The following is a 21847-nucleotide window of genomic DNA, read 5'->3' as shown; positions in this document are numbered from 1 at the left end:
ACCCCGGTACGGCGTGAAACCGGACTCCGGGACGTCGCCGTCCGACGTCCGCCGGCGTCGACGCCGGAGCCCGGCCAGTGACCTCCAAGTACTCTCCAAGCGGCCTTCACCATGATCACCTCCTGAAAGGAGCGTCATGCTGAGGGAATGGAGGACCCGGAGCGGGGGGCGGGCCGTCGTGTGCCTGCTCGCCGCGTCCGGGTGCGGGCTGTTGGGCGTGGCGGTCGGCCTCGTCCTCCTGCCGATCGTGGGGTTGGAGCTGAAGTACGCCGACGGGCCGGGCGCACCCCTGGAGATCTGGTACGGGTATCTCCAGGGGTGCGTGGTCCGCTGCGCGCAGGTGGGTCTCGTTCCGCTGGTCATCGCGGCTCTGATCTGGTGGTGGGGCGCGACCGGGGGAATGCGGATCGCCGTGACGGCGGGTTGCGTGCCGTACGCGACGTTTCCTCTCTACCTCCTGCTGGGGGCGGGCTCCGGGTACCACTCGGGCACGGAGTGGTACCCGGACGTGCTTCTGGGACTGGGGTGCGCGGCCGGGCTCCTCTACCTCGCGGGGGCGGCCCTGGTCTTCTTCCCCGGGCCGGGCCGCCGGGTGGGGCGGGACGATCGGAACGAGGTACGGGGAGACGTCGCCCCGGTCACCGGCGCCGCCAGCACGCGGGACGGAGACGCGACGGCACGGGACCGCGGGAGGCGGAGGGCGAGGCACGCCGCCGCGTTCATGGCGGGAGCGGCCCTGTGCGAGCTGGTGATCATGGGAGTGAGCCTGGCCCTCGTCGCGAAGGCAACGGTCGAGCTGAGGCTCGCCGACGAGGAGGACTTCCGGCTGCTGTACGCGCTGCACGACCTCCAGGATTTGGCGGAAGTCTACGCCACCCTCGCCGTGTTCCCCCTGCTCGTGGCGGCTCTCGTGCGGCTCTGGGGTGCGACGGCGGCGGTGCGGACCGTCGTGGCGGTGGGTCTCGTACCGCATACGGCCGCGGCTGCCTACGTGTGTTTCCTGCCGTTGGACGACTTCGCCGAAAGCCGGTACACGGCCTGGTGCGAGGGTGTGATCCCATGGCCGGCGGGTGCGGCCGGGCTCCTCTACCTCGCGGGGACGGTCCTGCTCCTCACCTCCCGGGACGCCGGCCGCGGCGGGCGCCCCCCGAGCGCCGGGGACACCGGCCCTCAGGGGGGCGGAGAAGACCCGGGGCGGGCCGGGGCCGGCCGGTCAGCCCTTCAGGCCGGTGTGGGCCAGGCCCTCGATGAACTGCCGCTGGGCCAGGACGAACACCACGAGCACCGGTAGCGCCGTCATCGAGGCGGCGGCGAGCACGCTCGGCGCGCCGAGGACCGGCACCACGATCAGCGGCCAGTGGGTGTCGGTCAGCCCCAGCCCGTGGAACATCTGGAACAGGGGCACGATCGTGACCTCGCTGGGGATGAGCAGCCCCAGCAGGACGACCAGGAAGAGCGCGTTCTGCCCGGGGAAGCGGATGCGCGCGAACGCGTACCCGGCCATGGCCGCCACCGCCATGGTCCCGGGGGTAGGGAACGGGTCATGACAGTGCCTCCGGAAGCCTCCGGAAGCCTCCGGAAGCCCCCGGCACCTCCCGGAATCCGGGATCCTCCGGCGAGGGTGGCACGATGGGAGGATGAAGGTGGTGGTGCTGTCCGACACCCACGCCCCTCGCCGGTGGAAGGGGTGCCCGCCGCCCGTGGCCGAGCACCTACGGGACGCGGACCTGATCCTGCACGCCGGTGACGTCTGCACGGCCGGGGTGCTCGACGAGCTGGCCGCCTACGCCCCGGTCCACGCGGTCAGGGGCAACAACGACGGGCCCGACGTGACCGCCCCCGACACCCTCGAACTGGACCTCGGCGGGCTGCGCGTGGCGGTGATCCACGACAGCGGGCCGGCCGCGGGACGCGTCGCCCGGCTGCGGCGCCGGTTCCCCACCGCGGACCTCGTGGTGTTCGGGCACTCGCACATCCCGCTGGACCACAGCGAGAACGGTCTGCGCATCTTCAACCCGGGCTCGCCCACCGACCGCCGCCGCCAGCCCCACGGGACCGTCGGCGTGCTGCGGATCGAGGACGGCCGCCTCGCCGAAGCCGCCATCGTCCCGGTCACCTGACCCGCGCGGCCCACGGTCGCGGCCCGGCCGGTCCCCCGGCCCCGCACGACCGCTCCGCATGACCGCCGCACGCCCCCCACATGACCGCCCCGCACGACCGCCGTCCCGGTCGCGTCACCCGCGGACCCGTTCTCAGCCGGGCCTCCGCTGACGGTCGAGTGTCCCCCACACCTCGGACCGCTGTGCGCTGACGAGGTCGTACGCCTCCTTCATCACGGCGTCGTCGACGGCGCCCAGCACCTCGTGGCACTCGATGAGAGGCTCGTTGTCGGGCCCCCTTCCCACCTCCTCCCCCGCGAGCACCCATGCCCTGACTCCGGGGCCGCGGTGCTCGCGGATGTGGGAGTAGTCGTACAGCCGCCGCGCGGCCCACAGCCGCGGTGAACGGTCGCCCCACCAGCTCTCGACGTCCAGCGGGTTGGCCGACAGACCGGGCAGCGGCGCGCCGGTGAGCGCGTCGCGGCTGCAGCCGCCGACCACATCCCGGTCCAGCTCCGGAGACCACCGGATGAAGAGCCCCTGCCGCGTGCCCAGCAGTTCCACCAGTTCCGACAGGCTGGCGATCACCGGTATCCCCGAACCCATGGCTCCCACCTCGCATCCCCTCGCACCAACGACCACGGTTCCCAGGTATCCGCAGCTCACACCGGGCCGCCGGATGCCGCCGACGGCGTGCGGCACCTGGGGACCACCGGAGTTTTCCACCTGAATGCGGGGGTATGTCACGATACGCGATCGGCCGATTCCAGTACGGAAGCGACTCTGCGGGATGGCGACGGTATGACGGCACGCGTGACAGTGGTGGAGCGTGGCGATGCCCTCGGCGCGCGAGCGCACCCAATGGCGACGGCATGACGGCACCCGTGACGGTGGTGGTGGCCACCCGGGACCGCCGGGACGACCTCGCCCGATCGCTGCCCCGCCACGAGGGTCCGGTGATCCTCCTCGACAACGGTTCCGCGGACGACACCGCCGCCTCCGTCCGCAGGCGGTTCCCCCACGTCGAGGTGGTCGAACTGGGACGCAACCTCGGCGCGCCGGCCCGCAACACGGGGGTGCGGCTCGCCGCCACCCCCTACGTCGCCTTCGCCGACGACGACTCCTGGTGGGCACCCGGAGCACTGGAGCGCGCCGCGGACGTGCTCGACGCCCACCCACGCCTGGGCCTGCTGGCCGGACGCGTCCTGGTGGGTCCCCAGCAGCGTCCGGACCCGGTCTGCTCCCGGATGGCCGCCTCCCCGCTGGGGACCGAGCCCGACCTGCCCGGCCCGAGCGTGCTGGGCTTTCTGGCCTGCGGGGCCGTGGTGCGCCGGGAGGCGTACCTGGCCGCCGGGGGCTTCGACGACGTGGTCTTCTTCTTCGGGGAGGAGGAGCGGCTCGCCCTGGACATGGCCGCCGCCGGGTGGGGACTCGCCTACGTCGAGGACGTCGTGGCCCACCATCACCCCTCCCCCGCGCGCTCCCCTCGTGCCCGGCGAGCGCTCGCCGCCCGGAACCGGGTGCTCACCGCGGTCATGCGCCGCCCCTGGCCGGTGGTGGCGCGCACCGTCCTGGCCGCCGCCCGCGACGGACGCGACGGGCGGGCCGGGCTGCGGGCCGCCGTACCCCGCCTCCCCCGGGCCCTGACCGGTCGCCGCCTCCTGCCACCGGCCGTGGAGGCGGCCCGGCGGGCACTGGACGCCGCGGCGCACGCCCCGGCCCCGGTGACCGGCACACCCCCTTCCTGACACGATCCCGGTCCGGCGCACGGTTGCGCGCGGCACACGGCCGGGTACGCGGGTGCCGATGAGGAAACACCGTGGCGAAGGCACCGAATTCCAACCGGGTGCATGACTCCCCGTTACGGGGAATCGCCGATTCCCGCCACTGATCTGTCCCACGCATTTCATCCGTGAACGGCATAGATTCCGGCGCACCTGGGCACAGAACAATGCCGCGGGCCGATTCGAGTGCCGCCGGGAATGTCAGCGGGACGCATAATCGGCCGATAACATGACCCGAATGTCGACTGTCGAGATGATTCCGCAGCAAACCCGGCGCCTGGACTGGCTCGACGCCTTACGGGGCGTCGCCGCCCTGGCGGTGGTCTTCGAACACGCGCTCAAGCCGCTGTTACCCGAGGCGCGTTTCCCGGTCAAGGCGGTCTTCGAGCCCGGCTGGTACGGGGTGATGGTGTTCTTCTTGGTCAGCGGATATATCGTGCCCGCGTCCCTGGAACGGCGGGGCAGCCTGCGGGCCTTCTGGGTCTCTCGTTTCTTCCGGCTGTACCCGATGTACGCCGTGTGCGTCGCGGGAATGGCCCTGTTGGTGATGGCGGGCTGGGACGCTCTGGACGGCCGATGGAATTCCCGGCCGGTGTCCCTGACCCTGGGTCATCTGACGATGCTGCAGAACCTGCTCTATATGCCGAACCTGGTGAACGTGCTGTGGACGCTCTCCTACGAGATGGCCTTCTACCTGCTGCTCACCGCGATGTTCGCCCTCGGGGTGAACCGGTGGAGCACCACGGGCGCGCTCGGCTCCGCCGCGGTCGCCGTGGTGGGCGGCGCCTGCCTGCCGGTCGCGCTGCTGTCGGTCGGCGGGCAGGGCCGGATGCTCACCGTGACGCTGGTGGTGATCGCGTTGGTGGCGGCGGGCATGGTCGCCGTCCTGCGAGGCTCGGGGGCGTCACGCCGGGCGGGTGCGATCGTCGTGGGGGTCACCGTGCTCGTGCTGCTGGCCGTCAACCAGCAATATCCCGCCGCCCCCTGGCAGGGGTGGATGATCCTGGCCACCATGTTCGCCGGTACGGCGCTGTACCGGGCCGAGCAGGGCGAGACCTCCTGGAAGAACGCGGCGTGGGTGGCCCTGGTGCCGCTGTGCGCTCTCTGGCTGGCGCGGGACGAACTCGGCCTGCAGACGGCCGTCGCCGCCGCCTGGCTCACCTTCGCCGCCGGAATGGCGGTACTGCGCCACCGGAGGCTGCCGCGTGCGCTGACCTGGCTGGGGCTGGTCAGCTACTCGATCTACCTGCTTCATCCCCTGCTGCTGGAGAGCGTCGAGTGGTTCTGGCCGGAGCCGCTGGCGGTGCCGGCGGGTCTGCGGCTTCTGGCGCTGGCGGGCGTGGTGGGGCTGCTGCTCGGACTCAGCGCGCTGACATGGCGTCTCGTGGAGGCCCCGGCGCAACGGCTGGGCAGGCGCCTCGTGTCAGGCCCCGGGCATACCGACACGGCGCGCGCCGCTGACGCCGTCGTCCGGGGCTGAGCCGGTCAGCACACGCCGGCCGGTCACCACACACCAGTCGGCCACACCCCGGGCGGTCACCGGGTGAGGGCGTCCGCCCGGAACGGCTTTGCGATGTTCCGGAGTGCGGGACCCTTCAGAGTTCCACCTGCCCGGTGACGCGGGTCACGGTGGTGCCGCCCACCCAGATGGTCCCGCCGGGGTCGCGGGAAACGTGGACGCGTCCGGCGCGGCCGAGCGCGGTCCCCTGGCTCGCCACGTACGGCGTCTCGGCCCGGCCGGTGCGCAGCAGCCACTGCGCGAGCGAGGCGTTCAGGCTGCCGGTCACCGGATCCTCGACGGTGGCGCCGTCCTTGGGGAAGAACGCGCGCACCTCGAAGGCACAGGGCGACCCCGGCGGGTAGGGACCGGCCACGCCCACGTCGAGGTCGACGAGCCCCGGCCGCAGCGCGAGGACCTCCTCGGCGCTCGACAGCAGCACGGCCACCCACCCGGGGCCGTTGTCGGCCCACTGCGCGTCCGCGATCGCGGCGCGGCCGACGCCCAGTACCCGGGCGAGGTGCTCGACCAGCGACTCCTCGACGGGCCCGGAACGCAGCAGCGGGGGTGCGGCGAAGGCGCGGCCGTCCGCCGTGTCACGCACCGGCACCAGGCCCGCCCCGCACTCCTGCACGACCACGCCGGGGCGGGCCGGTGCGCCGCCGGCCGACAGCCACGCGTGGCAGGTGCCCAGGGTGGGGTGCCCGGCGAAGGGCAGTTCGCCGGTCGGCGTGAAGATCCGCACCCGGTAGTCCGCACCCGGCACGCTCGGCGGCAGCACGAAGGTGGTCTCCGACAGGTTCGTCCAGTGCGCGAACCGCAGCATCTCCCCGGTGGTCAGCCCCTCGCCGTCGAGGACGACGGCGACCGGGTTGCCGAGGTAGGGAGTCTCGCCGAAGACGTCGACCTGCTGGAAGGAGCGGCGCATGCCGCCGAGTATGCCGGGCCGCGTTCCGTATGAGGAAAGGCTGTTCTTGCTGGGAAACCAGCGGCAAGCTCCTTTACATCGTAGATTTCCTACGATGGGGAGGCGTTCCGCCCGCCCCTTCCTTTGAAGAAAGCCTCCTCCGAAGGGGATCAGGAGCCGCCGGGCTCTCCCCGTACCACATCACAGGGCATGGCGAGCCGGGCTCGATCCCTTCAACTCCCATCGACACCCCTCCGCAGGCCTTCACCCCGGACGGATCCGCGCACCGGCGCCGTTCAAGGATCAGCTCCGAAATGTGGCGACACGAGGCGTTCTCTGGCCATGCTGCGCGCGGCCCAACCTTCACAGTTACGTCGAATATCGACATAATCGCCACTATAGTTGGACCGCAAAAGCGACTTATATCTGCGGTCAAGCAAAAGTCATGATACAAAAGTGAATAGCCATATACGAGGAGAACTCGGGTGGAAAGCATGGGAGCACTGCTCGCCATACTCAGGGACGGCCAGGCCCGGACGAAGGCCGACCTGGCCCAGCTCACGGGGCTGGCCAGATCGACGATCACGCAGCGGCTCGACGCCCTCCTGAGCGACCGCTGGATCGTGCCGCACGAGGAGACCATCACCTCAGGCGGCCGGCCGGCCACCGCCTTCTCCTTCAACCAGGCCGCCCGGGTCGTGCTCACCGCCGACCTGGGTGCGACGCACGACCGGCTGGCGGTGACCGACCTGGCCACCACGATCCTGGCCGAGCGCACGGCGGACGTGCGGATCGACCGCGGCCCCGAGGCCACGCTCGGCTGGCTCGTCACCAGCTTCACCGAACTGCTCGCCGAGGCGGGCTACACGCTCGGCGACGTCTGCGGCGTCGGCGTCGGCCTGCCCGGCCCGGTCGCGCACGCCTCGGGACGCCCGGTCAGCCCGCCGATCATGCCCGGCTGGGACGGCTTCGCCGTGCCTGAGTGGCTGAACGAACGGCTCGGCGTACCGGTCCTGGTCGACAACGACGTCAACATCATGGCCCTGGGCGAGCACTGGGCCGCCCACCCGCAGACGGATCACCTGATCTTCGTCAAGATCGGCACAGGTATCGGCTGCGGCATCATCTCCGACCGGCGGCTGCACCGGGGCGCTCGGGGCGCCGCCGGCGACATCGGCCACATCCAGGTGGCCGGCGGCGAAGACGTGCTGTGCCGCTGCGGCAACACCGGCTGCCTGGAGGCCATCGCCGGGGGCGCGGCCCTGGCCGCCCAGCTTGAAGGCGCCGTGACCAGTCGTGACGTGGTGGACCTGGTCCGCGCGGGCGACATGCGCGCCATCCAGCTCGTACGGCAGGCCGGACGCCAGATCGGCACCGTGCTCGCCTCGATGGTCAACTTCTTCAACCCCGCGACCGTCGTCATCGGCGGAGCGCTGGCCGAGTCGGGAGAGCACGTGCTGGCCGGGGTGCGCGAGGTCGTCTACAGCCGCTCGCTGCCGCTGGCCACCGAGCACCTGCGCATCCAGGCCAGCGAGCTGGGCGACCGGGCGGGCATGACCGGCGCTGCCGTGATGGTGGTGGAGCACGTGCTGGCCTCGGTCGACTGATCGCGTGGGCCGACCGCGAACGCTCGAGGTGGTCGACGACGATCAGCTCCCCCCTCTTGCCCAGGGGGGTGTGCACGCTGTCGTGCCCACCGACGCGCAACCGGTCCCGGTGGGGCAGGCCAAGCGCGTCGAAGGGGGGCCGCGCGCTGACGCAGCCGGCCGGAGGGACGATGCCCGCGCGCAGGGTGAGCAGGCCGGTGACGGCCGTCGTAGCCACAGAGCCGCGCGCTCCCAGCAGGCACAGACCTGTGGGCACGTTCGCATCGAATGGACGTCGTGAAGCGGGCACGCATGGGTCCCTTCACCGGGGACGCGTGCGCCGAACGCGTCATAGCGGAGAATCCGCTCGGCCCCATCGGCGTGCCACCGCCACCGGGCCCGATATGTCCACATTGTTATGCCGATATGCGGGGCGGTCAATCCCCCTAAAATCGGACATGTTGCCATTAATTTAAATAAAAATCTCATCCTGCCACCGACTGATCCACGATGTCCGGCGCGAGCACGTGCTCTCCCGCCTCGGCGATGGCGCCCCGGCGACGCAGACCCGGCCGGGCCACCGGCCGGTCCCGGCGAGCGCCTCCCGGAACGCGGCGACCGGCCAGGCCAAGGCCGGCCCGGCCCGGCCCCCGGCCGGCCAGGTCAGGATCGGCTCGGACCCCGGCCGACGGGCGGATCCCAGGCGTGCCTGGCACGACCGCCGTACCGAGACCGGCCGACGGCGCGTCGTGCGCGCTGCGGTCGAAGGCGAACGCGGCGGCGGAGCGGCCACCGGAGGAGATCGCGTTCTCGGCGGGGGTGATCAACCGTGGTTCATCGGCGCGCCGAGGCGCCGGGGCACGGTGAACCGGGGCAGGCCCGCGAACCGGGTCGGTTCGGCGCGGGTCCGAGCCTGGCCGTCCCCGAGGGTCGCGGACAACGCCCCGGCATCTACAACCTGGCCATTTGTCTCATTCACCATGCCTTGTGCCAACATCGATCCCCTGGTAGGCGTCAGGGGGCCATTCACGCCCGTGTTACGTCTGCGAATCGCCAATGTTTCGTTGACAATAATCAAAAATCGAGTCTATCGTCCCGAAACATGCAGGCATTTAGGGCGAAAGCCGATGGAGCCCTCCTGCTCCGCGCAGCCGTCGGCCCCACCGGCCCCACCGGCCCCACCGGTCCCACCGGTCCCACCGGTCCCACCGGCCTCGTCGGCACCGACCGCCCGGAAATCCTCGAGGCGGTCCACGGCGCTCGCCGGACGTCCGGCGAGGCCCTGATCACCGTCCATGAAGTGAGGGAGGTCCTGGAGGCCGTCGCCACCGGGGCCGATCCCGAGCCGCCGTTCACCGGCGGGCCGCGGATGCTCGACACCGCCGAGCACGGCGCGGTGGACGAGAGCCGGTGGCCCCATGGCGCCGTGACCGGACGCGGTCCGGTCACGGCGGACCCGGCCCCTCGGGCATGAGACCGGCGAGGAGATCGCAGGGATCCGGGTGGCGGCCGTCCGTCGCACGGCCGCCACCGCTTCTCACCGCGACCTGAAGCCGTCAGGTCCGGTCACCCGGCTCGCCGTCGCGCCGAGACCGCGAGCCGGGTGAGTGCCACCCGGACCAGGCACTCCAGGCTGCGGAGACAACCTTGTTCCACTGGCCGTGGCCGGGAGTCGCGCTCCGGCCGCCCCGTACCCGGCCGTCCACCGGACGGCTGCCGCACCCCCGCCAGGTCCCCCACGCCCGGCAGCCCACCACCCCCCAGTGAAGGGAACCTCCGCGATGCCCCCCAGCAGGTTCACCGCCCGCGCATCCCGATGGGTGGCGCAGAGCAGCGCCTTACTCCTGGCCATGTCGAGCGCGGTCGCGCTCGCCGTGGCCGCCACCCCCGCACAGGCCCACGACGCGATCGACCCCGCCGACTACCAGCGCGTCGAGCTGGCCAAAGGCGTCGCCGAGATGGGCGAGCCCATGACCATGGCGGTGCTGCCCGACCTGTCGGTGCTGCACACCTCGCGCGACGGGACGCTCCGTCGCACCGACTCGCAGGGCGAGACCAGCGTGGTCGGCACGCTGTCCGTCTACACCCACGACGAGGAGGGCCTGCAGGGCGTCGCCGTGGACCCGGGCTTCGCCACCAACCGGACCGTCTACCTCTACTACGCGCCGCGCCTGAACACCCCGGCGGGTGACGCGCCCGCGACCGGCACGGACTGGTCGGCCTGGCAGGGCGTCAACCGCCTGGCCAGATTCACCGTCAAGCCCGACTGGACGCTCGACATGAAGTCGGAGAAGACCGTACTCGACGTGTCCGCCGACCGCGGCATGTGCTGCCACGTCGGCGGTGACATGGACTTCGACGCCCAGGGCAACCTGTACCTGTCGACCGGGGACGACACCAACCCCTTCGACTCGGCGGGCTACGCACCGATCGACGAGCGGCCCGGCCGCAACCCGGCCTACGACGCCCAACGCAGCTCGGGCAACACCGACGACCTGCGCGGCAAGATCCTGAGGATCAAGGTGAACCCGGCGGACGGGACCTACACGATCCCCCAGGGGAACCTCTTCCCGCCCGGCACTCCCGAGACCCGCCCCGAGATCTACGCCATGGGCTTTCGCAACCCGTTCAGGATGACCGTGGACAAGGCCACCGGCGTGGTCTACGTGGGCGACTACGGCCCCGACGCGGGCAGCACCGACCCCGGCCGCGGGCCCAGCGGGCAGGTCGAGTTCAACCGCGTCACCAAGCCGGGCAACTACGGCTGGCCGTACTGCACCGGGACGAACACCCTGGCCGAGACCTACAACGAGTACACCTTCCCCTCGGGCCCCGCGGGGCAGAAGTACGACTGCGCGGCGGGCGGCCCGACCAACGACTCGCCGCGCAACACCGGCCGGGACAAGCTCCCGCCCGCGCAGGCGGCATGGATCAGGTACGGCGGGGACGCCGGTTCGCCGCCCGAGTTCGGCGGCGGCTCCGAGTCACCGATGGGCGGCCCCGTCTACCGCTACGACGCCGGCCTGAACTCGGCCGTCAAGTTCCCCCAGGACCTCAACGGACACTTCTTCGCCGGAGAGTTCGGCCGTAAGTGGATCAAGGCGATCGACGTGGCGGCCGACGGCACCCGCGGCGAGATCGCCGATTTCCCATGGACCGGCACCCAGGTGATGGACCTGGCGTTCGGGCCCGACGGCGCGCTCTACGTCCTCGACTACGGCTCCGGATACTTCGGCGGCGACGCCAACTCCGCGCTCTACCGCTTCGAGTACATCAAGGACAGGGACCGCTCGCCGGTCGCGGTGGCCAAGGCCGACAAGACCTCGGGGAAGACCCCGCTCACCGTGAAGTTCTCCAGCGCCGGCTCCGCCGACCCCGAGGGCGGCGCGCTCACTTACGCCTGGGACTTCGGCGACGGCACCACCTCCACCGACCCGAACCCGACCAAGACCTACACCACCGAGGGCGAGTACTCCGCCACGCTCACCGTGCGCGACCCCCAGGGCAACTCCGGCACGGCCAGCGTGGTCATCACGGCCGGAAACACCGCCCCGACCGTGGCCATTGAGACTCCTGACCCCGGAAGACTGTTCACCTGGGGTGACACCGTACCCTTCACGATCAAGGTGACCGATCCCGAGGACACCGACATCGACTGCGCCAAGGTCAAGATGACCTACGTGCTCGGTCACGACGGCCATGGCCACCAGATCACCTCCAAGAACGGCTGCTCGGGCGAGCTGACGATCCCGGCCGACGGCGAGCACGACGACGCGGCCAACATCTTCGCCGTCTTCGACGCCGAGTACACCGACAAGGGCGGCCTGACCACCCACACCCAGCACATCCTGCAGCCGCGACACCGCCAGGCCGAGCACTACAGCGCGATGTCCGGTATCTCGCAGATCTCCAAGGCGGCCGCGCACGGCGGCAAGACCGTCGGCGACGTGCACAACGGCGACTGGATAGCCTTCAAACCCTACCGGCTCGACGACACCAGGTCGATCAAGGCACGGGTTTCATCGGGCGGCGTCGGCGGCGCCATCGAGGTGCGGACGGGCTCACCCACCGGCCCCCTGCTCGGCAAGGCCGTCGTTTCGGTGACGGGCGGCTGGGAGACCTTCGTGGACATCCAAGCCCCGCTGAGCGGCGGGACGGCTGCGAGCACCATGCTCTACCTGGTCTTCACCGGCGGCTCCGGCGCGTTGTTCGACCTCGACGACTTCACCCTCGCCGAGGAGGGCGGCACCGATCCGGCCACCGGCCCGATCCACGCCGCCGACGGCAGGTGTGTGGACGTCGCCGGTGCCAACAGCGCCGACGGCACCAAGGTGCAGCTCTACTCCTGCAACGGCACCAACGCGCAGACCTGGCTCATCGAGGGCCAGACCATCAAGGCGCTCGGCAAGTGCCTCGACATCGCCGGTGGGAACAGCGCCGACGGCACCAAGGTGCAGCTCTACTCCTGCAACGGCACAAATGCGCAGACCTGGCTCATCGAGGGCCAGCGCATCAAGGCGCTCGGCAAGTGCCTCGACGCCTCGAGCGCAGCCCAGCTGGTGATCAGGACCTGCGACGGAAGCGCGGGCCAGCGGTTCACAGTGCCGACCGGCTCCTCGGACGGCGGCGACGTCCTGGTCTTCTCCCGCACGGCGGGCTTCCGGCACGACTCGATCCCCGCCGGCATCCAGGCCATCAAGGACCTCGGTTTCACCGTGACCGCCACGGAGGACCCGGGTGCCTTCACCCCGGCCAACCTGGCCGGCTACAAGGCGGTCGTCTTCCTCAACACCACGGGCGACGTGCTCGACGCCGCCCAGCAGACCGCGTTCGAGGGCTACATCAAATCGGGCGGCGGCTACGTCGGCATCCACGCGGCCGCCGACACCGAGTACGGCTGGCCGTGGTACGGCAACCTCGTCGGCGCCTGGTTCGCCTCCCATCCGGCGGTGCAGAAGGCGACGGTCAAGGTCGAGGACCGGGCACACCCGGCGACCGCCCACCTGGGCGCCACCTGGGAGCGGACCGACGAGTGGTACGACTACAAGACCAACGCCAGGACCCACGCCCACGTGCTGGCGACCCTGGACGAGTCGACCTACTCCGGCGGCAAGATGGGCGCCGACCACCCGATCGCCTGGTGCAAGCCGTACGACGGAGGGCGGTCCTTCTACACCGGCGGCGGGCACACCCCGGCCTCCTTCGCCGAGCCGGAGTTCCGCGAGCACCTGCTCGGCGGCATCAACTTCGCCATGGGCGAGGCGCAGGCCGACTGCCGCCCCGAGAGCGGTTACACGGCCCTCTACGACGGCTCGACCACCGGCTGGGAGCAGGCGGGGCCCGGTGACTTCGCCAACGCCGACGGCACGCTGACCTCCCAGGGCGGCATGGGCCTGTTGTGGTACAAGGCGAAGGAGTACACCACCTCCTACTCGCTCAAGCTCGACTGGAAGATGGCCGGCGACGACAACTCCGGCGTCTTCCTCGGCTTCCCGCCGTCGACCGACCCGTGGTCGGCGGTGAACAACGGCTACGAGATCCAGATCGACGCCACCGACGCCCCGGAGAAGACCACAGGCTCGGTCTACGGTTTCAAGTCCGCCGACCTCGCCGCTCGCGATGCGGCGCTCAACCCGCCCGGACAGTGGAACACCTACGAACTGCGAGTCGAGGGCGAACGCGTGCAGATCTTCCTCAACGGTGTGAAGATCAACGACTTCACCAACACCGATCCCGCCCGCTCGCTGAAGAACGGGCACATCGGGCTCCAGAACCACGGCAACGGCGACGAGGTGTCGTTCCGCAACATCCGGATGAAGGAGCTCGGCCCGCCCACCGGCGGCTCCGCCGCCCTCGCGAACGCCCCCTCCGGCACCGCCCGGCTGCACCTGGTGTCCACCGCGGCGAACCTCGACGTGGACGGCTTCATCCTGGTCCGCGGGTCCGGGAACGGTAAGGCCACGGCGACCAGGGCCGCCGTGGATCCCGCCGGGTAGCGGACAGCCCGGCACACCGCGTCGGTGACCGTCACCCTGACGGCCATCGACGCGGTGCCGCAGGTCGCCAGGCCCGGCCTGAAACCGGTCGGTGCCGCCGTGGAGCAGGCGACCCCGGGCACGGGCGCTCCCACCGGGAACGGTGTCAGCCGCCGTCCGGAACGTGCCGGTGCAGGCGGATCACGACGCTCTTGGAGGTGGGCGTGTTGGAGGTCTCCGCGACCGAGTCGAGCGGCACGAGCACGTTGGTCTCGGGGAAGTAGGCCGCGCAGCACCCGCGCGCGGTGGGGTAGGCGACGGCGCGGAACGCCTCGGCCCGGCGTTCGCCGTCGGGCCACTCACTGACGAGGTCCACCGTGTCACCGTCCGCCAGGCCCCGCTCGGTCAGGTCGTCGGGGTGGACGAAGACGACGCGGCGCCCGGCGCGCACCCCCCGGTAGTGGTCGTCCATGCCGTAGATCGTGGTGTTGTACTGGTCGTGGCTGCGGACCGTCTGCAGCAGGAGCCGCCCCTCGGGGACGCGCAGCACCTCCAGGGCGTTGACGGTGAAGTTGGCCCGGCCCGTCGCGGTCGGGAAGCGCCGCTCGTCGCGGGGCGGGTTGGGCAGCGCGAAGCCCCCCGGGACACGGACGCGGGCGTTGAAGTCGTCGAACCCCGGCACCACCCGCGCGATGCGGTCGCGGACGGCGTCGTAGTCGGTCTCGAACGTCTCCCAGGGCACGTGCGGGTCCGCGCCGAAGAGCTCCCGCGCCAACCTGCAGACGATCGCCACCTCCGGCAGCAGCCCGTCCGAGGCGGGCCGGAGCCGGCCCCGGGAGGCGTGGACCATGCCCATGGAGTCCTCGACCGTGACGAACCGGTCACCGTCGCGTTCGGTGCGTCCCAGCGTCGGGAGGATGAGCGCCTCCCGCCCGCACACGGCGTGGGAGCGGTTCAGCTTGGTCGACACCTGCACGGTCAGCCGTGCCCGGCGCATCGCCGCCTCCGTCACCGCGGTGTCCGGTGTCGCGGCCACGAAGTTGCCGCCCATCGCGACGAACACCTTCGCCTCCCCGGACCGCAGGGCCCTGATCGCCTCCACGGTGTCCATGCCGTGGTGGCGGGGCGGCTCGAAACCGAACTCGTCGCGGAGCGCGTCGAGGAAGCGCGCCGGTGGCCTCTCGTAGATGCCCATCGTGCGGTCGCCCTGGACGTTGGAATGCCCCCGCACCGGGCACACCCCGGCCCCCGGGCGGCCCACGTTCCCGCGCAGCAGCAGGAAGTTGACCACCTCCCGGATGGTGGCCACGGAGTTGCGGTGCTGGGTGAGCCCCATCGCCCAGCACACGATCACCGACCCGGCGCCGAGCACATCGCGCGCCGTGTCCTCGACGGCCCGCCGGTCCAGCCCGGTGGCCTCGGCGACGTCGGCCCAGTCGAGGGCCCGCACGTCCTTCTCCCAGGCGTCGAAGCCGCAGGTGGAGCTCTCGACGAACGCGCGGTCGAGCACCGTGCCCGGGGCCGCGTCCTCGGCCTCCAGCAGCAGCCGCGACAGGGCCTTGAACAGCGCCAGGTCACCGTTGAGCCGGATCTGCAGGAAGCGGTCGGCCAGCGCCGTGCCGCGTCCGGCCAGCCCGGACGGCCGCTGCGGGTTCTTGAAGCGCAACAGCCCGGCCTCGGGCAGCGGGTTGACCGCGATGATCCGTGCCCCGTTGCGCTTGGCCCGCTCCAGCGCCGACAGCATGCGCGGATGGTTGGTGCCGGGGTTCTGGCCGACCACGAAGACGAGGTCGGCCCGGTGCAGGTCCTCCAGCGACACCGTGCCCTTGCCGATGCCCAGCGTCTCGTTCAGCGCGGAACCGCTGGACTCGTGGCACATGTTGGAGCAGTCGGGGAGGTTGTTCGTGCCGAAACGGCGTACGAGGAGCTGGTAGAGGAACGCGGCCTCGTTGGAGGTCCGGCCGGAGGTGTAGAACAGCGCCTCGTCGGGGCCGGCGAGCGCGCGCAGTTCCCGGGCGATGACGGCGAACGCCTCCTCCCAGCTCACCGGCACGTAGTGGTCGGCCCCGGCGGGCTTGTGCATCGGCTCGGTGAGCCGTCCCTGCTGGCCCAGCCAGTAGTCGGTGCGCGCCGCGAGGTCGTCCACGGTGTGCCGGGCGAAGAAGTCACGGGTGACCCTGCGGGTGGTGGCCTCCTCGGCCACCGCCTTCGCGCCGTTCTCGCAGAACTCGGCCGGGCTGCGGTGCTCCCCCTCGGGCCACGCGCACCCCGGGCAGTCGAAGCCGTCCTTCTGGTTGACGCGGGCCAACGTCAGGAACGTGCGGCCGACGCCCATCTGGGCATGGGACGCCAGCAGCGACCGGACCACCCCTGGAACACCCGCCGCCCACTCCTTGGGCGGGCCCACCTCCAGGCCGTCCTCGGTGACATCCTCGCGCGGAGCCTTCCTGCCCACCGGGCACCTCCCTCTCGATCGAGACCGTCGTACTCCGCCGGACGCCTCACGCGCACCTGGAGATCTCGCACGTTACCCGGTGACGGGCACCGGCTCCGGTGAAGATACTCCGGCGTCACGTGTAGGTGTCCAGACCGAGTTTCGCCGCGACGAGCAGCCCGCAGGCCGCCGTGCCCAGGCGGAGCGCGGGGCCGGGCAGCCGGCGGGCGATCGCCGGCCCGATCCAGCCGCCCAGCAGGAATCCCGCCGCCAGCGGCGCCACCGCCGACCACTGCACCGGCCCGAACAGGGCGAAACCGAGCGCGGCCACCCCGTTGGAGCAGGAGGAGATCACGTTCTTGACCGCGTTGACCTTGACGGGCTCCTGGTCGAGCACGGCCGAGAGCACCGCGAACATGAGGATGCCGCCCGCGGCGCCGAAGTAGCCGATGTAGATCGCGACGGCGAACATGGCGGCGCGCGCCGCCCGGCCCCCCTCGCCGCCGCCCCCACGCGCCGCCCGGCCGCTCCCGCTCCCGTCCCCGCCACCGGTCCCGGTCCTGTCTCCGTCACCGTCCCCGGCCACCGGCCGGCCGCCTCCGCCGCCGGTTCCTCTCCCCGTCCCCGGCGGGCGGATCAGCAGCAGCGAGGCGGCCGCGATCAGCCACGGCGCGATCGCCTCGAAGGTGTCGGACGGGGTCGCCAGCAGCAGCGCCGCCCCCACCGCCCCGCCCAGCAGGGTCACCGCACCCAGCCGCAGGACCCGGCCGCCCTGCCCCACGAGCTCCGGACGCGACCCGGCCGCGGCACCCAGACCGTTGAACGTCAGCGCCACCGTGTTCGTGACGTTCGCGCTCAGCGGCGACAGGCCGAATGCCAGGAGCACCGGGTAGGAGACGATCGACGCCAGGCTCACCACCGTGCCGACCACGCCCGCGAGCACCCCGGTTCCGAACAGTCCCAGCACCTCAGCGACGGCCACGGCAGCCCAGCAAATCACACCCGTCCGCGACCACCCGCCACCGCCCCGTCCGCGGGCGGCGACCCGGTCATCGTCCGGCGGGCGTGCCTTTCGTCCCGCTCCCGTCCCCGGGACCGGGACCAGGACCAGGACCGGGACCGGGGTCGGGGCCGGCCGTGCCGGTGCCGCTCCCGTCCTCGCGGACGATCGTGCCGTTGCCGGGGCTGACGTCGACCCGTCCGGTGAGCCCGCGCAGGACGACGTCCCCGTTGCGGCTGTGCACGGCGACGTCGATGCCGGCCGGGACGACGAAGGCGTAGTCGGTGTGGTCGCGGGGGGTGTCGCGGAGCAGCGTGCAGACGGCCCCCTCCAGGCACAGCAGGCCGACGATGAGGGAGCCACCGCCCGACGACTCCGCGCGGGGGGCGTCCCCGTGGTGCCGCCGCGTCACGCGGACCTCCGCGACGTCGGCGCCGGCGATCTCCACGTCGCCGTGGTCGGTGTTCACGTGAAGGCTGCGGACGCCGGGGAAGACGACCTGCTCCGGCTGCTGCGCCGGATTCGAGACGGCGATCAGCACCACCGCAGCGAGCGCCACCACCAGCGGAGCCCCGGCGAAGATCCATAGGAACGGGGACCCGGGCGACGGCACCGGCCCTCCTCCGAAGCCGGGAGGGGCGTGGAAGGGCATGGAGCGTGCGGCGCTCATACGGGATCGTCCTTTCGGCCGGTGCGGCAGCCGGGGGCCGGGGTGGTGAGAGGTTTGTAGGACGCCCCGCATGCACCACGCTTGCAGAGCGGTTGCCGCCCACCGGGCGACCGGCTGAGCGACCCGGCGGACGGGCGGACAGGCGGCGGTCGGACAGACGGCGGACGGGCGACCCGGCGAACGGACAGACGGGCGGACGCGGGAAAAACCGCTGCTACGGCGAATCACGACGACAAAGTGAATCTGACCGTGCCCGGCCACTCGAATGACCTTCCGTGGGGCACAGCAACCAGATGAACAGCGGACGCCGGGGGCACGGCGCGACGCGGGAGCGTCCGCCGGCCGGCGGACCGGGGAGGGCCGGGGCGGCGGAGCCGTTCCCCCGGGCGGCGCGCGCGCTCGGCGTGGCGCTGCTGGCGGCCATGGTCGTCGCGCAGGTCGCCTCCGGGCTGCAACCACGGCCGATCGTGTTGACCGGCGTGGTCGTCGTGCTGCTCGCCGGCAGTGCTCTGTCCTTCGCCGCGTCGGTCCACGGACCGGCACGGGCCGCGGCGGCGCTGGCCGCCGCGGTCGCCGCCGGATACGCCGCCGAGTGGATCGGGATCAGGACGGGCCTGCCGTTCGGCGACTACCACTACACCGGCGTGCTCCAGCCGCAGCTCAGCGGGGTGCCGGTGATCGTCGCCCTCGCCTGGGGTGGCATGGGCCTGGCGGCGCACGCCGCGGCGGCCGCGGCGGCGCCGCGCAACCGGCCGGCCCGGGTCGTGCTGGGTGCGCTGGCGCTGACCGCGTGGGACCTGTTCCTCGACCCACAGATGCTCCGCCTGGGGCTGTGGGTCTGGCACGACCCCGGCCCCTACCGGGGTGTCCCGGTCAGCAACTTCGTCGGCTGGATCGTCGTCTCCGCGCTGGTCATGGTGCTCATCGAGCGGATCGTGGCCGACCCGGCGGCGCGCGGCACCGGGCTGGTCGTGATCTACACGGTGATGGCGGTCATGGAGACCGTCGGCTTCGCGGCGGTGTTCGACCCGCCGGACCCGCTGGTCGCCACCGCCGGGGGACTCTGCATGGGCCTGTTCGTACTGCTCGCCTGGAGGCGTGGATGGCGGAAGTGATCGTGGTCGGCGGTGGCGTCGGAGGCATGGTCTCCGCGCTGCTGCTCGCCGAGCGGGGATACCGGGTCCGGCTGTACGAGCGGCTCCCCCGCCTGGGGGGCAAGCTCGCCGAGCACCACAGGGACGGTTTCACCTTCTCCCTGGGCCCGTCCCTGCTGACCCTGCCGCGCCTGTTCACCGAGCTGGGGCTCGACCTGGACCTGGTGGAGCTCGCCGAGCTGTGCCGTTACCGCTTCGCCGACGGCTCGGAGCTGACCGCGTACCGCGATCCCGCGGCGACGGCCGCGGAGGTCGACCGGCTCTCCCCCGGGGAGGGCCGCAACTGGCTGGCCTTCCACGACTGGGCCCGCACCTGCTTCGAGGCGTCGCGCCGCACGTTCTTCTCCGGGCCGCTGACCGCCCCGCGCGCGGACACCCGCCTGTCGGACCTGCTGGCGGTGGCGCCGGGCCGCACCCTCGACGGGCTGGCCCGCCGGTTCTTCACCGACCCGCGCCTGCGCCAGTACGTCGGCCGCTACGCCACCTACGCGGGTTCGAGCCCGTACCGGGCGCCGGCCGCGCTGGGGTGCGTCCCCGCGATCGAGCACGGCGAAGGCGGCTGGTACGTGCCCGGCGGGCTGCCCCGCATCGCCGACGCCCTCGCCCTGGCGCTGGAGAAGGCCGGGGTGGAGGTGCGTCTGAACGCCGACGTGGCGGAGGTGCTGGCCGACGGCGAACGGGTCCGCGGGGTGCGGCTGGCCTCCGGGGAACGCGAGCGCGCCGACGTCGTGATCGCCAACACCGACGCGGCGGCGTTGTACGGCACCCTGCTGCCCGACCGGCGGCGGTTGCGCCGCATCGCCCGGCTGGGCACGTCGTCCTCGGTGCTGCTGCTGCTCGCCGGGGTCGAGGGCCGCTCCGCGCGGCCGGCGCACCATTCGATCGTCTTCTCCGCCGACTACGGGCGGGAGTTCGCCGACATCTTCGAGCGGCGCAGGCCGCCGGAGGACCCGACCGTCTACATCGGCTGCTCGGCGGTGGACGACCCGTCGCAGGCCCCGCCGGGCATGGAGAACCAGGTCATGCTGGTGAACGTCCCGGCGCGGGACCCCGCCCGGTGGCCGATGCCGCCGGAGGCGTACCGGGACCTGGTGCTCGAACGGCTGGCCTCGCGGGGCCACGACCTGTCGGGGCGGCTGCGGTTCGTCGACCTGTTCACCCCGGCGGACCTGCGCGACCGGTACGGCGCGTGGGGCGGCTCGATCTACGGCGGCGCCTACTCCGGCCCGCTCGCCCCCTTCCGCCGTCCCGGCAACCGCGGGCCCCGGCGCGGCCTGTACCTGGTGGGCGGCTCGGCGCACCCCGGCGGCGGGTTGCCGCTGGTCGCGATGGGCGGGCGGATCGTCGCCTCGCTCGTGCGGGAGGACTTCCCCACCGGTCGCGCGGGCCGGACCGGCGCCGGACGGCCCGCGCCGGACGTGACGCCGCCCGCCGGGAGGGGCGGTACGGAGACGCCGGGAACATCAGAGAGGCTGGGGACACCTGGGACGTCGGGAGCACCGGGGATGCCGCGGGTCACCGGGGGGGACCGGTGAAGGCGTTGACCGCGGTGCAGGCCGCCGCGGCGCTCGTCGCCGGGGTGCGGCTGGCGCGGGGACGCGACCGGCTGCCCGCGCTGACCCCGGTCGCCGGTGTGCCCGCGCGGATCTCGGTGGTGATCCCGGCCCGGGACGAGGAGAGCCGGTTGGGCCCCTGCCTGCGGGCGGTGCTGACCGACCCGGCCGTCCTGGAGGTGATCGTCGTCGACGACGAGTCGCGCGACGGCACGGCCGCGCTGGCCGCCGGGCTCGGCGCGAAGGTGCTGACCGGGGCGCCGCTGCCCGCGGGCTGGGTGGGCAAGCAGTGGGCGTTGCGGCAGGGGGTCGAGGCGTCGAACGGCGACGTCGTGGTGACGCTCGACGCCGACACCCGCCCGCTTCCCGGCCTGCTCGGCGCCGTCACCGCGGCCCTGGACCACTACGACCTGGTCAGCGCCGGGCCCAGGTTCGTCTGCGACGGGCCCGCCGAGCAGGCGTTGCACGCCTCGTTCCTGGCGACGCTGGTGTACCGGTTCGGCCCGATCGGGCCGGCCACTCCCCCGGCACCGGACCGGGTGGTGACCAGCGGCCAGTGCGTGGCCTTCCGCCGCACGGCGATGCTGGAGGCGGACGGGTTCGCGCGGATCCGCGGGCACATGACGGACGACGTGGCGCTGGCCCGCACCCTGGCCGCCGAGGGGTGGTCCGTCGCCTTCCTCGACGCCGGCGGCCTGCTGGAGATCGACATGCATTCCTCGGCGGCCGAGGTGTGGCGGGAGTGGGGGCGTTCGCTGCCGCTGCGCGACGTCACCGATCCCGCGCGGCAGCTCGCCGACCTCGGGGTGATCTGGCTGACCACGGCGCTGCCGGTGCTGCGGCTGGTGACCGGCCGGCCCACCCGGCTGGACCTGGGCCTGCTGGCCGCGCGGCTGCTGCTGGCGAGCGCGCTGCGCGGCAGCTACACCCGGCCGGGGCCGGGTGTGCTGCTCTCCCCGCTGCTGGATCCGCTGACCGCCCTGCGGCTGACGGAGGCGACGCTGCGTCCGGTGCGCAGCTGGCGGGGACGCACCTACCCGGGGGTCACGACCGGGGCCGCGTCCGCCCCGGCGGCGCGGGAGGCGCGGGACTCTCAGGACTCACGGGACTCCCGGGACTCGCGGCACGGCCGGAACGGGCCGACCGGGCGGCCTGGCCGAAGCGGAGCCCGATGAGGCACATCAGCA

17 protein-coding genes are annotated in these 21847 nt (G+C 72.4%); 10 read left to right on the top strand and 7 right to left on the bottom strand.

Annotation, left to right across the window (positions count from 1 at the left end; all coding sequences use genetic code 11):
- Positions 1 to 136 precede the first annotated feature (136 nt).
- Positions 137 to 1291 carry a hypothetical protein gene (locus tag F4562_RS32320; protein WP_184547035.1) on the top strand — a complete coding sequence of 385 codons (1155 nt, stop codon included), beginning with the start codon at positions 137 to 139 and terminating at the stop codon, positions 1289 to 1291.
- Here F4562_RS32320 and F4562_RS32315 read toward each other — a convergent pair.
- Positions 1214 to 1519 (bottom strand): ABC transporter permease family protein, encoded by a 306-nt coding sequence (locus F4562_RS32315; RefSeq protein ID WP_221207783.1) that lies wholly within the window; start codon positions 1517 to 1519, stop codon positions 1214 to 1216. The genes F4562_RS32320 and F4562_RS32315 overlap by 78 nt on opposite strands.
- A gap of 118 nt (positions 1520 to 1637) precedes the next feature.
- Between F4562_RS32315 and F4562_RS32310 the strand changes: the two genes are divergently transcribed.
- The gene (locus tag F4562_RS32310; protein ID WP_184547033.1) at positions 1638 to 2120 is read left to right on the top strand and encodes a metallophosphoesterase family protein; all 483 of its coding nucleotides are present in this window, start codon (positions 1638 to 1640) and stop codon (positions 2118 to 2120) included.
- A 132-nt stretch (positions 2121 to 2252) separates the two neighbouring features.
- On the opposite strand, the gene F4562_RS32305 is transcribed toward F4562_RS32310, so the two are convergent.
- A complete protein-coding gene (locus tag F4562_RS32305) occupies positions 2253 to 2705 on the bottom strand; it encodes a DUF6098 family protein (protein WP_184547031.1) in 453 nt (150 codons plus the stop codon).
- A gap of 266 nt (positions 2706 to 2971) precedes the next feature.
- On the opposite strand from F4562_RS32305, the gene F4562_RS32300 reads away from it, so the two are divergent.
- Positions 2972 to 3847, top strand: a complete 876-nt coding sequence (locus tag F4562_RS32300; protein WP_184547030.1) for a glycosyltransferase family 2 protein — start codon at positions 2972 to 2974, stop codon at positions 3845 to 3847.
- A gap of 274 nt (positions 3848 to 4121) precedes the next feature.
- A complete protein-coding gene (locus tag F4562_RS32295; protein WP_221207782.1) occupies positions 4122 to 5363 on the top strand; it encodes an acyltransferase family protein in 1242 nt (413 codons plus the stop codon).
- Positions 5364 to 5478: 115 nt separating this feature from the next.
- On the opposite strand, the gene F4562_RS32290 is transcribed toward F4562_RS32295, so the two are convergent.
- Positions 5479 to 6309, bottom strand: a complete 831-nt coding sequence (locus tag F4562_RS32290) for a PhzF family protein (protein WP_184547028.1) — start codon at positions 6307 to 6309, stop codon at positions 5479 to 5481.
- A 473-nt stretch (positions 6310 to 6782) separates the two neighbouring features.
- Here F4562_RS32290 and F4562_RS32285 point away from each other — a divergent pair, with 473 nt between their 5' ends.
- Entirely contained in the window at positions 6783 to 7895 is a 1113-nt protein-coding gene (locus F4562_RS32285; protein WP_184547102.1) for an ROK family protein, read from the top strand.
- 464 nt (positions 7896 to 8359) lie between these two features.
- On the opposite strand, the gene F4562_RS32280 is transcribed toward F4562_RS32285, so the two are convergent.
- Positions 8360 to 8701 carry a hypothetical protein gene (locus tag F4562_RS32280; RefSeq protein ID WP_184547026.1) on the bottom strand — a complete coding sequence of 114 codons (342 nt, stop codon included), beginning with the start codon at positions 8699 to 8701 and terminating at the stop codon, positions 8360 to 8362.
- Positions 8702 to 8976: 275 nt separating this feature from the next.
- Here F4562_RS32280 and F4562_RS32275 point away from each other — a divergent pair, with 275 nt between their 5' ends.
- On the top strand, positions 8977 to 9348 hold the full coding sequence (locus F4562_RS32275) for a hypothetical protein (RefSeq protein WP_184547114.1): 372 nt from the start codon (positions 8977 to 8979) through the stop codon (positions 9346 to 9348).
- A gap of 307 nt (positions 9349 to 9655) precedes the next feature.
- Positions 9656 to 13870, top strand: coding sequence for a ThuA domain-containing protein (locus F4562_RS35540; protein WP_184547024.1), 4215 nt, complete (start codon positions 9656 to 9658; stop codon positions 13868 to 13870).
- 145 nt (positions 13871 to 14015) lie between these two features.
- On the opposite strand, the gene F4562_RS32265 is transcribed toward F4562_RS35540, so the two are convergent.
- The 3 genes from F4562_RS32265 to F4562_RS32255 all read right to left on the bottom strand — a co-directional run bounded on the left by F4562_RS32265 (position 14016) and on the right by F4562_RS32255 (position 17953).
- Complete coding sequence (locus F4562_RS32265; RefSeq protein WP_184547022.1) at positions 14016 to 16304, bottom strand: FdhF/YdeP family oxidoreductase; 2289 nt, start codon at positions 16302 to 16304, stop codon at positions 14016 to 14018.
- Between the two features lie 115 nt (positions 16305 to 16419).
- Entirely contained in the window at positions 16420 to 17265 is an 846-nt protein-coding gene (locus tag F4562_RS32260; RefSeq protein WP_221207781.1) for a sulfite exporter TauE/SafE family protein, read from the bottom strand.
- Positions 17266 to 17332: 67 nt separating this feature from the next.
- Entirely contained in the window at positions 17333 to 17953 is a 621-nt protein-coding gene (locus F4562_RS32255; RefSeq protein ID WP_184547020.1) for a hypothetical protein, read from the bottom strand.
- A gap of 275 nt (positions 17954 to 18228) precedes the next feature.
- On the opposite strand from F4562_RS32255, the gene F4562_RS32250 reads away from it, so the two are divergent.
- From F4562_RS32250 to F4562_RS36755, 3 genes are read left to right on the top strand one after another with little or no spacing between them, the layout of a single operon-like run.
- Entirely contained in the window at positions 18229 to 19068 is an 840-nt protein-coding gene (locus tag F4562_RS32250; RefSeq protein ID WP_311734244.1) for a carotenoid biosynthesis protein, read from the top strand.
- Entirely contained in the window at positions 19056 to 20642 is a 1587-nt protein-coding gene (locus tag F4562_RS32245) for a phytoene desaturase family protein (protein ID WP_221207780.1), read from the top strand. Before F4562_RS32250 ends, F4562_RS32245 begins: the two co-directional genes overlap by 13 nt.
- The gene (locus F4562_RS36755; RefSeq protein ID WP_375782497.1) at positions 20639 to 21835 is read left to right on the top strand and encodes a glycosyltransferase family 2 protein; all 1197 of its coding nucleotides are present in this window, start codon (positions 20639 to 20641) and stop codon (positions 21833 to 21835) included. Before F4562_RS32245 ends, F4562_RS36755 begins: the two co-directional genes overlap by 4 nt.
- The last annotated feature ends 12 nt before the right edge of the window (positions 21836 to 21847 follow it).

Origin of the sequence: Streptosporangium becharense, assembly GCF_014204985.1 — a bacterium.
In the GTDB taxonomy this organism is placed as follows: domain Bacteria; phylum Actinomycetota; class Actinomycetes; order Streptosporangiales; family Streptosporangiaceae; genus Streptosporangium; species Streptosporangium becharense.
Note: the sequence above shows the minus strand (reverse complement) of the source record. Positions and strands in the feature narration are given on the sequence as shown.

Coding starts and splice junctions, on each gene's coding strand:
- F4562_RS32320 (WP_184547035.1), top strand. CDS start 137: ATGCTGAGGGAATGGAGGACCCGGAGCGGGGGGCGGGCCGTCGTGTGC.
- F4562_RS32315 (WP_221207783.1), bottom strand. CDS start 1,519: ATGGCGGTGGCGGCCATGGCCGGGTACGCGTTCGCGCGCATCCGCTTC.
- F4562_RS32310 (WP_184547033.1), top strand. CDS start 1,638: ATGAAGGTGGTGGTGCTGTCCGACACCCACGCCCCTCGCCGGTGGAAG.
- F4562_RS32305 (WP_184547031.1), bottom strand. CDS start 2,705: ATGGGTTCGGGGATACCGGTGATCGCCAGCCTGTCGGAACTGGTGGAA.
- F4562_RS32300 (WP_184547030.1), top strand. CDS start 2,972: ATGACGGCACCCGTGACGGTGGTGGTGGCCACCCGGGACCGCCGGGAC.
- F4562_RS32295 (WP_221207782.1), top strand. CDS start 4,122: ATGTCGACTGTCGAGATGATTCCGCAGCAAACCCGGCGCCTGGACTGG.
- F4562_RS32290 (WP_184547028.1), bottom strand. CDS start 6,309: ATGCGCCGCTCCTTCCAGCAGGTCGACGTCTTCGGCGAGACTCCCTAC.
- F4562_RS32285 (WP_184547102.1), top strand. CDS start 6,783: ATGGGAGCACTGCTCGCCATACTCAGGGACGGCCAGGCCCGGACGAAG.
- F4562_RS32275 (WP_184547114.1), top strand. CDS start 8,977: ATGCAGGCATTTAGGGCGAAAGCCGATGGAGCCCTCCTGCTCCGCGCA.
- F4562_RS35540 (WP_184547024.1), top strand. CDS start 9,656: ATGCCCCCCAGCAGGTTCACCGCCCGCGCATCCCGATGGGTGGCGCAG.
- F4562_RS32255 (WP_184547020.1), bottom strand. CDS start 17,953: ATGAGCGCCGCACGCTCCATGCCCTTCCACGCCCCTCCCGGCTTCGGA.
- F4562_RS32245 (WP_221207780.1), top strand. CDS start 19,056: ATGGCGGAAGTGATCGTGGTCGGCGGTGGCGTCGGAGGCATGGTCTCC.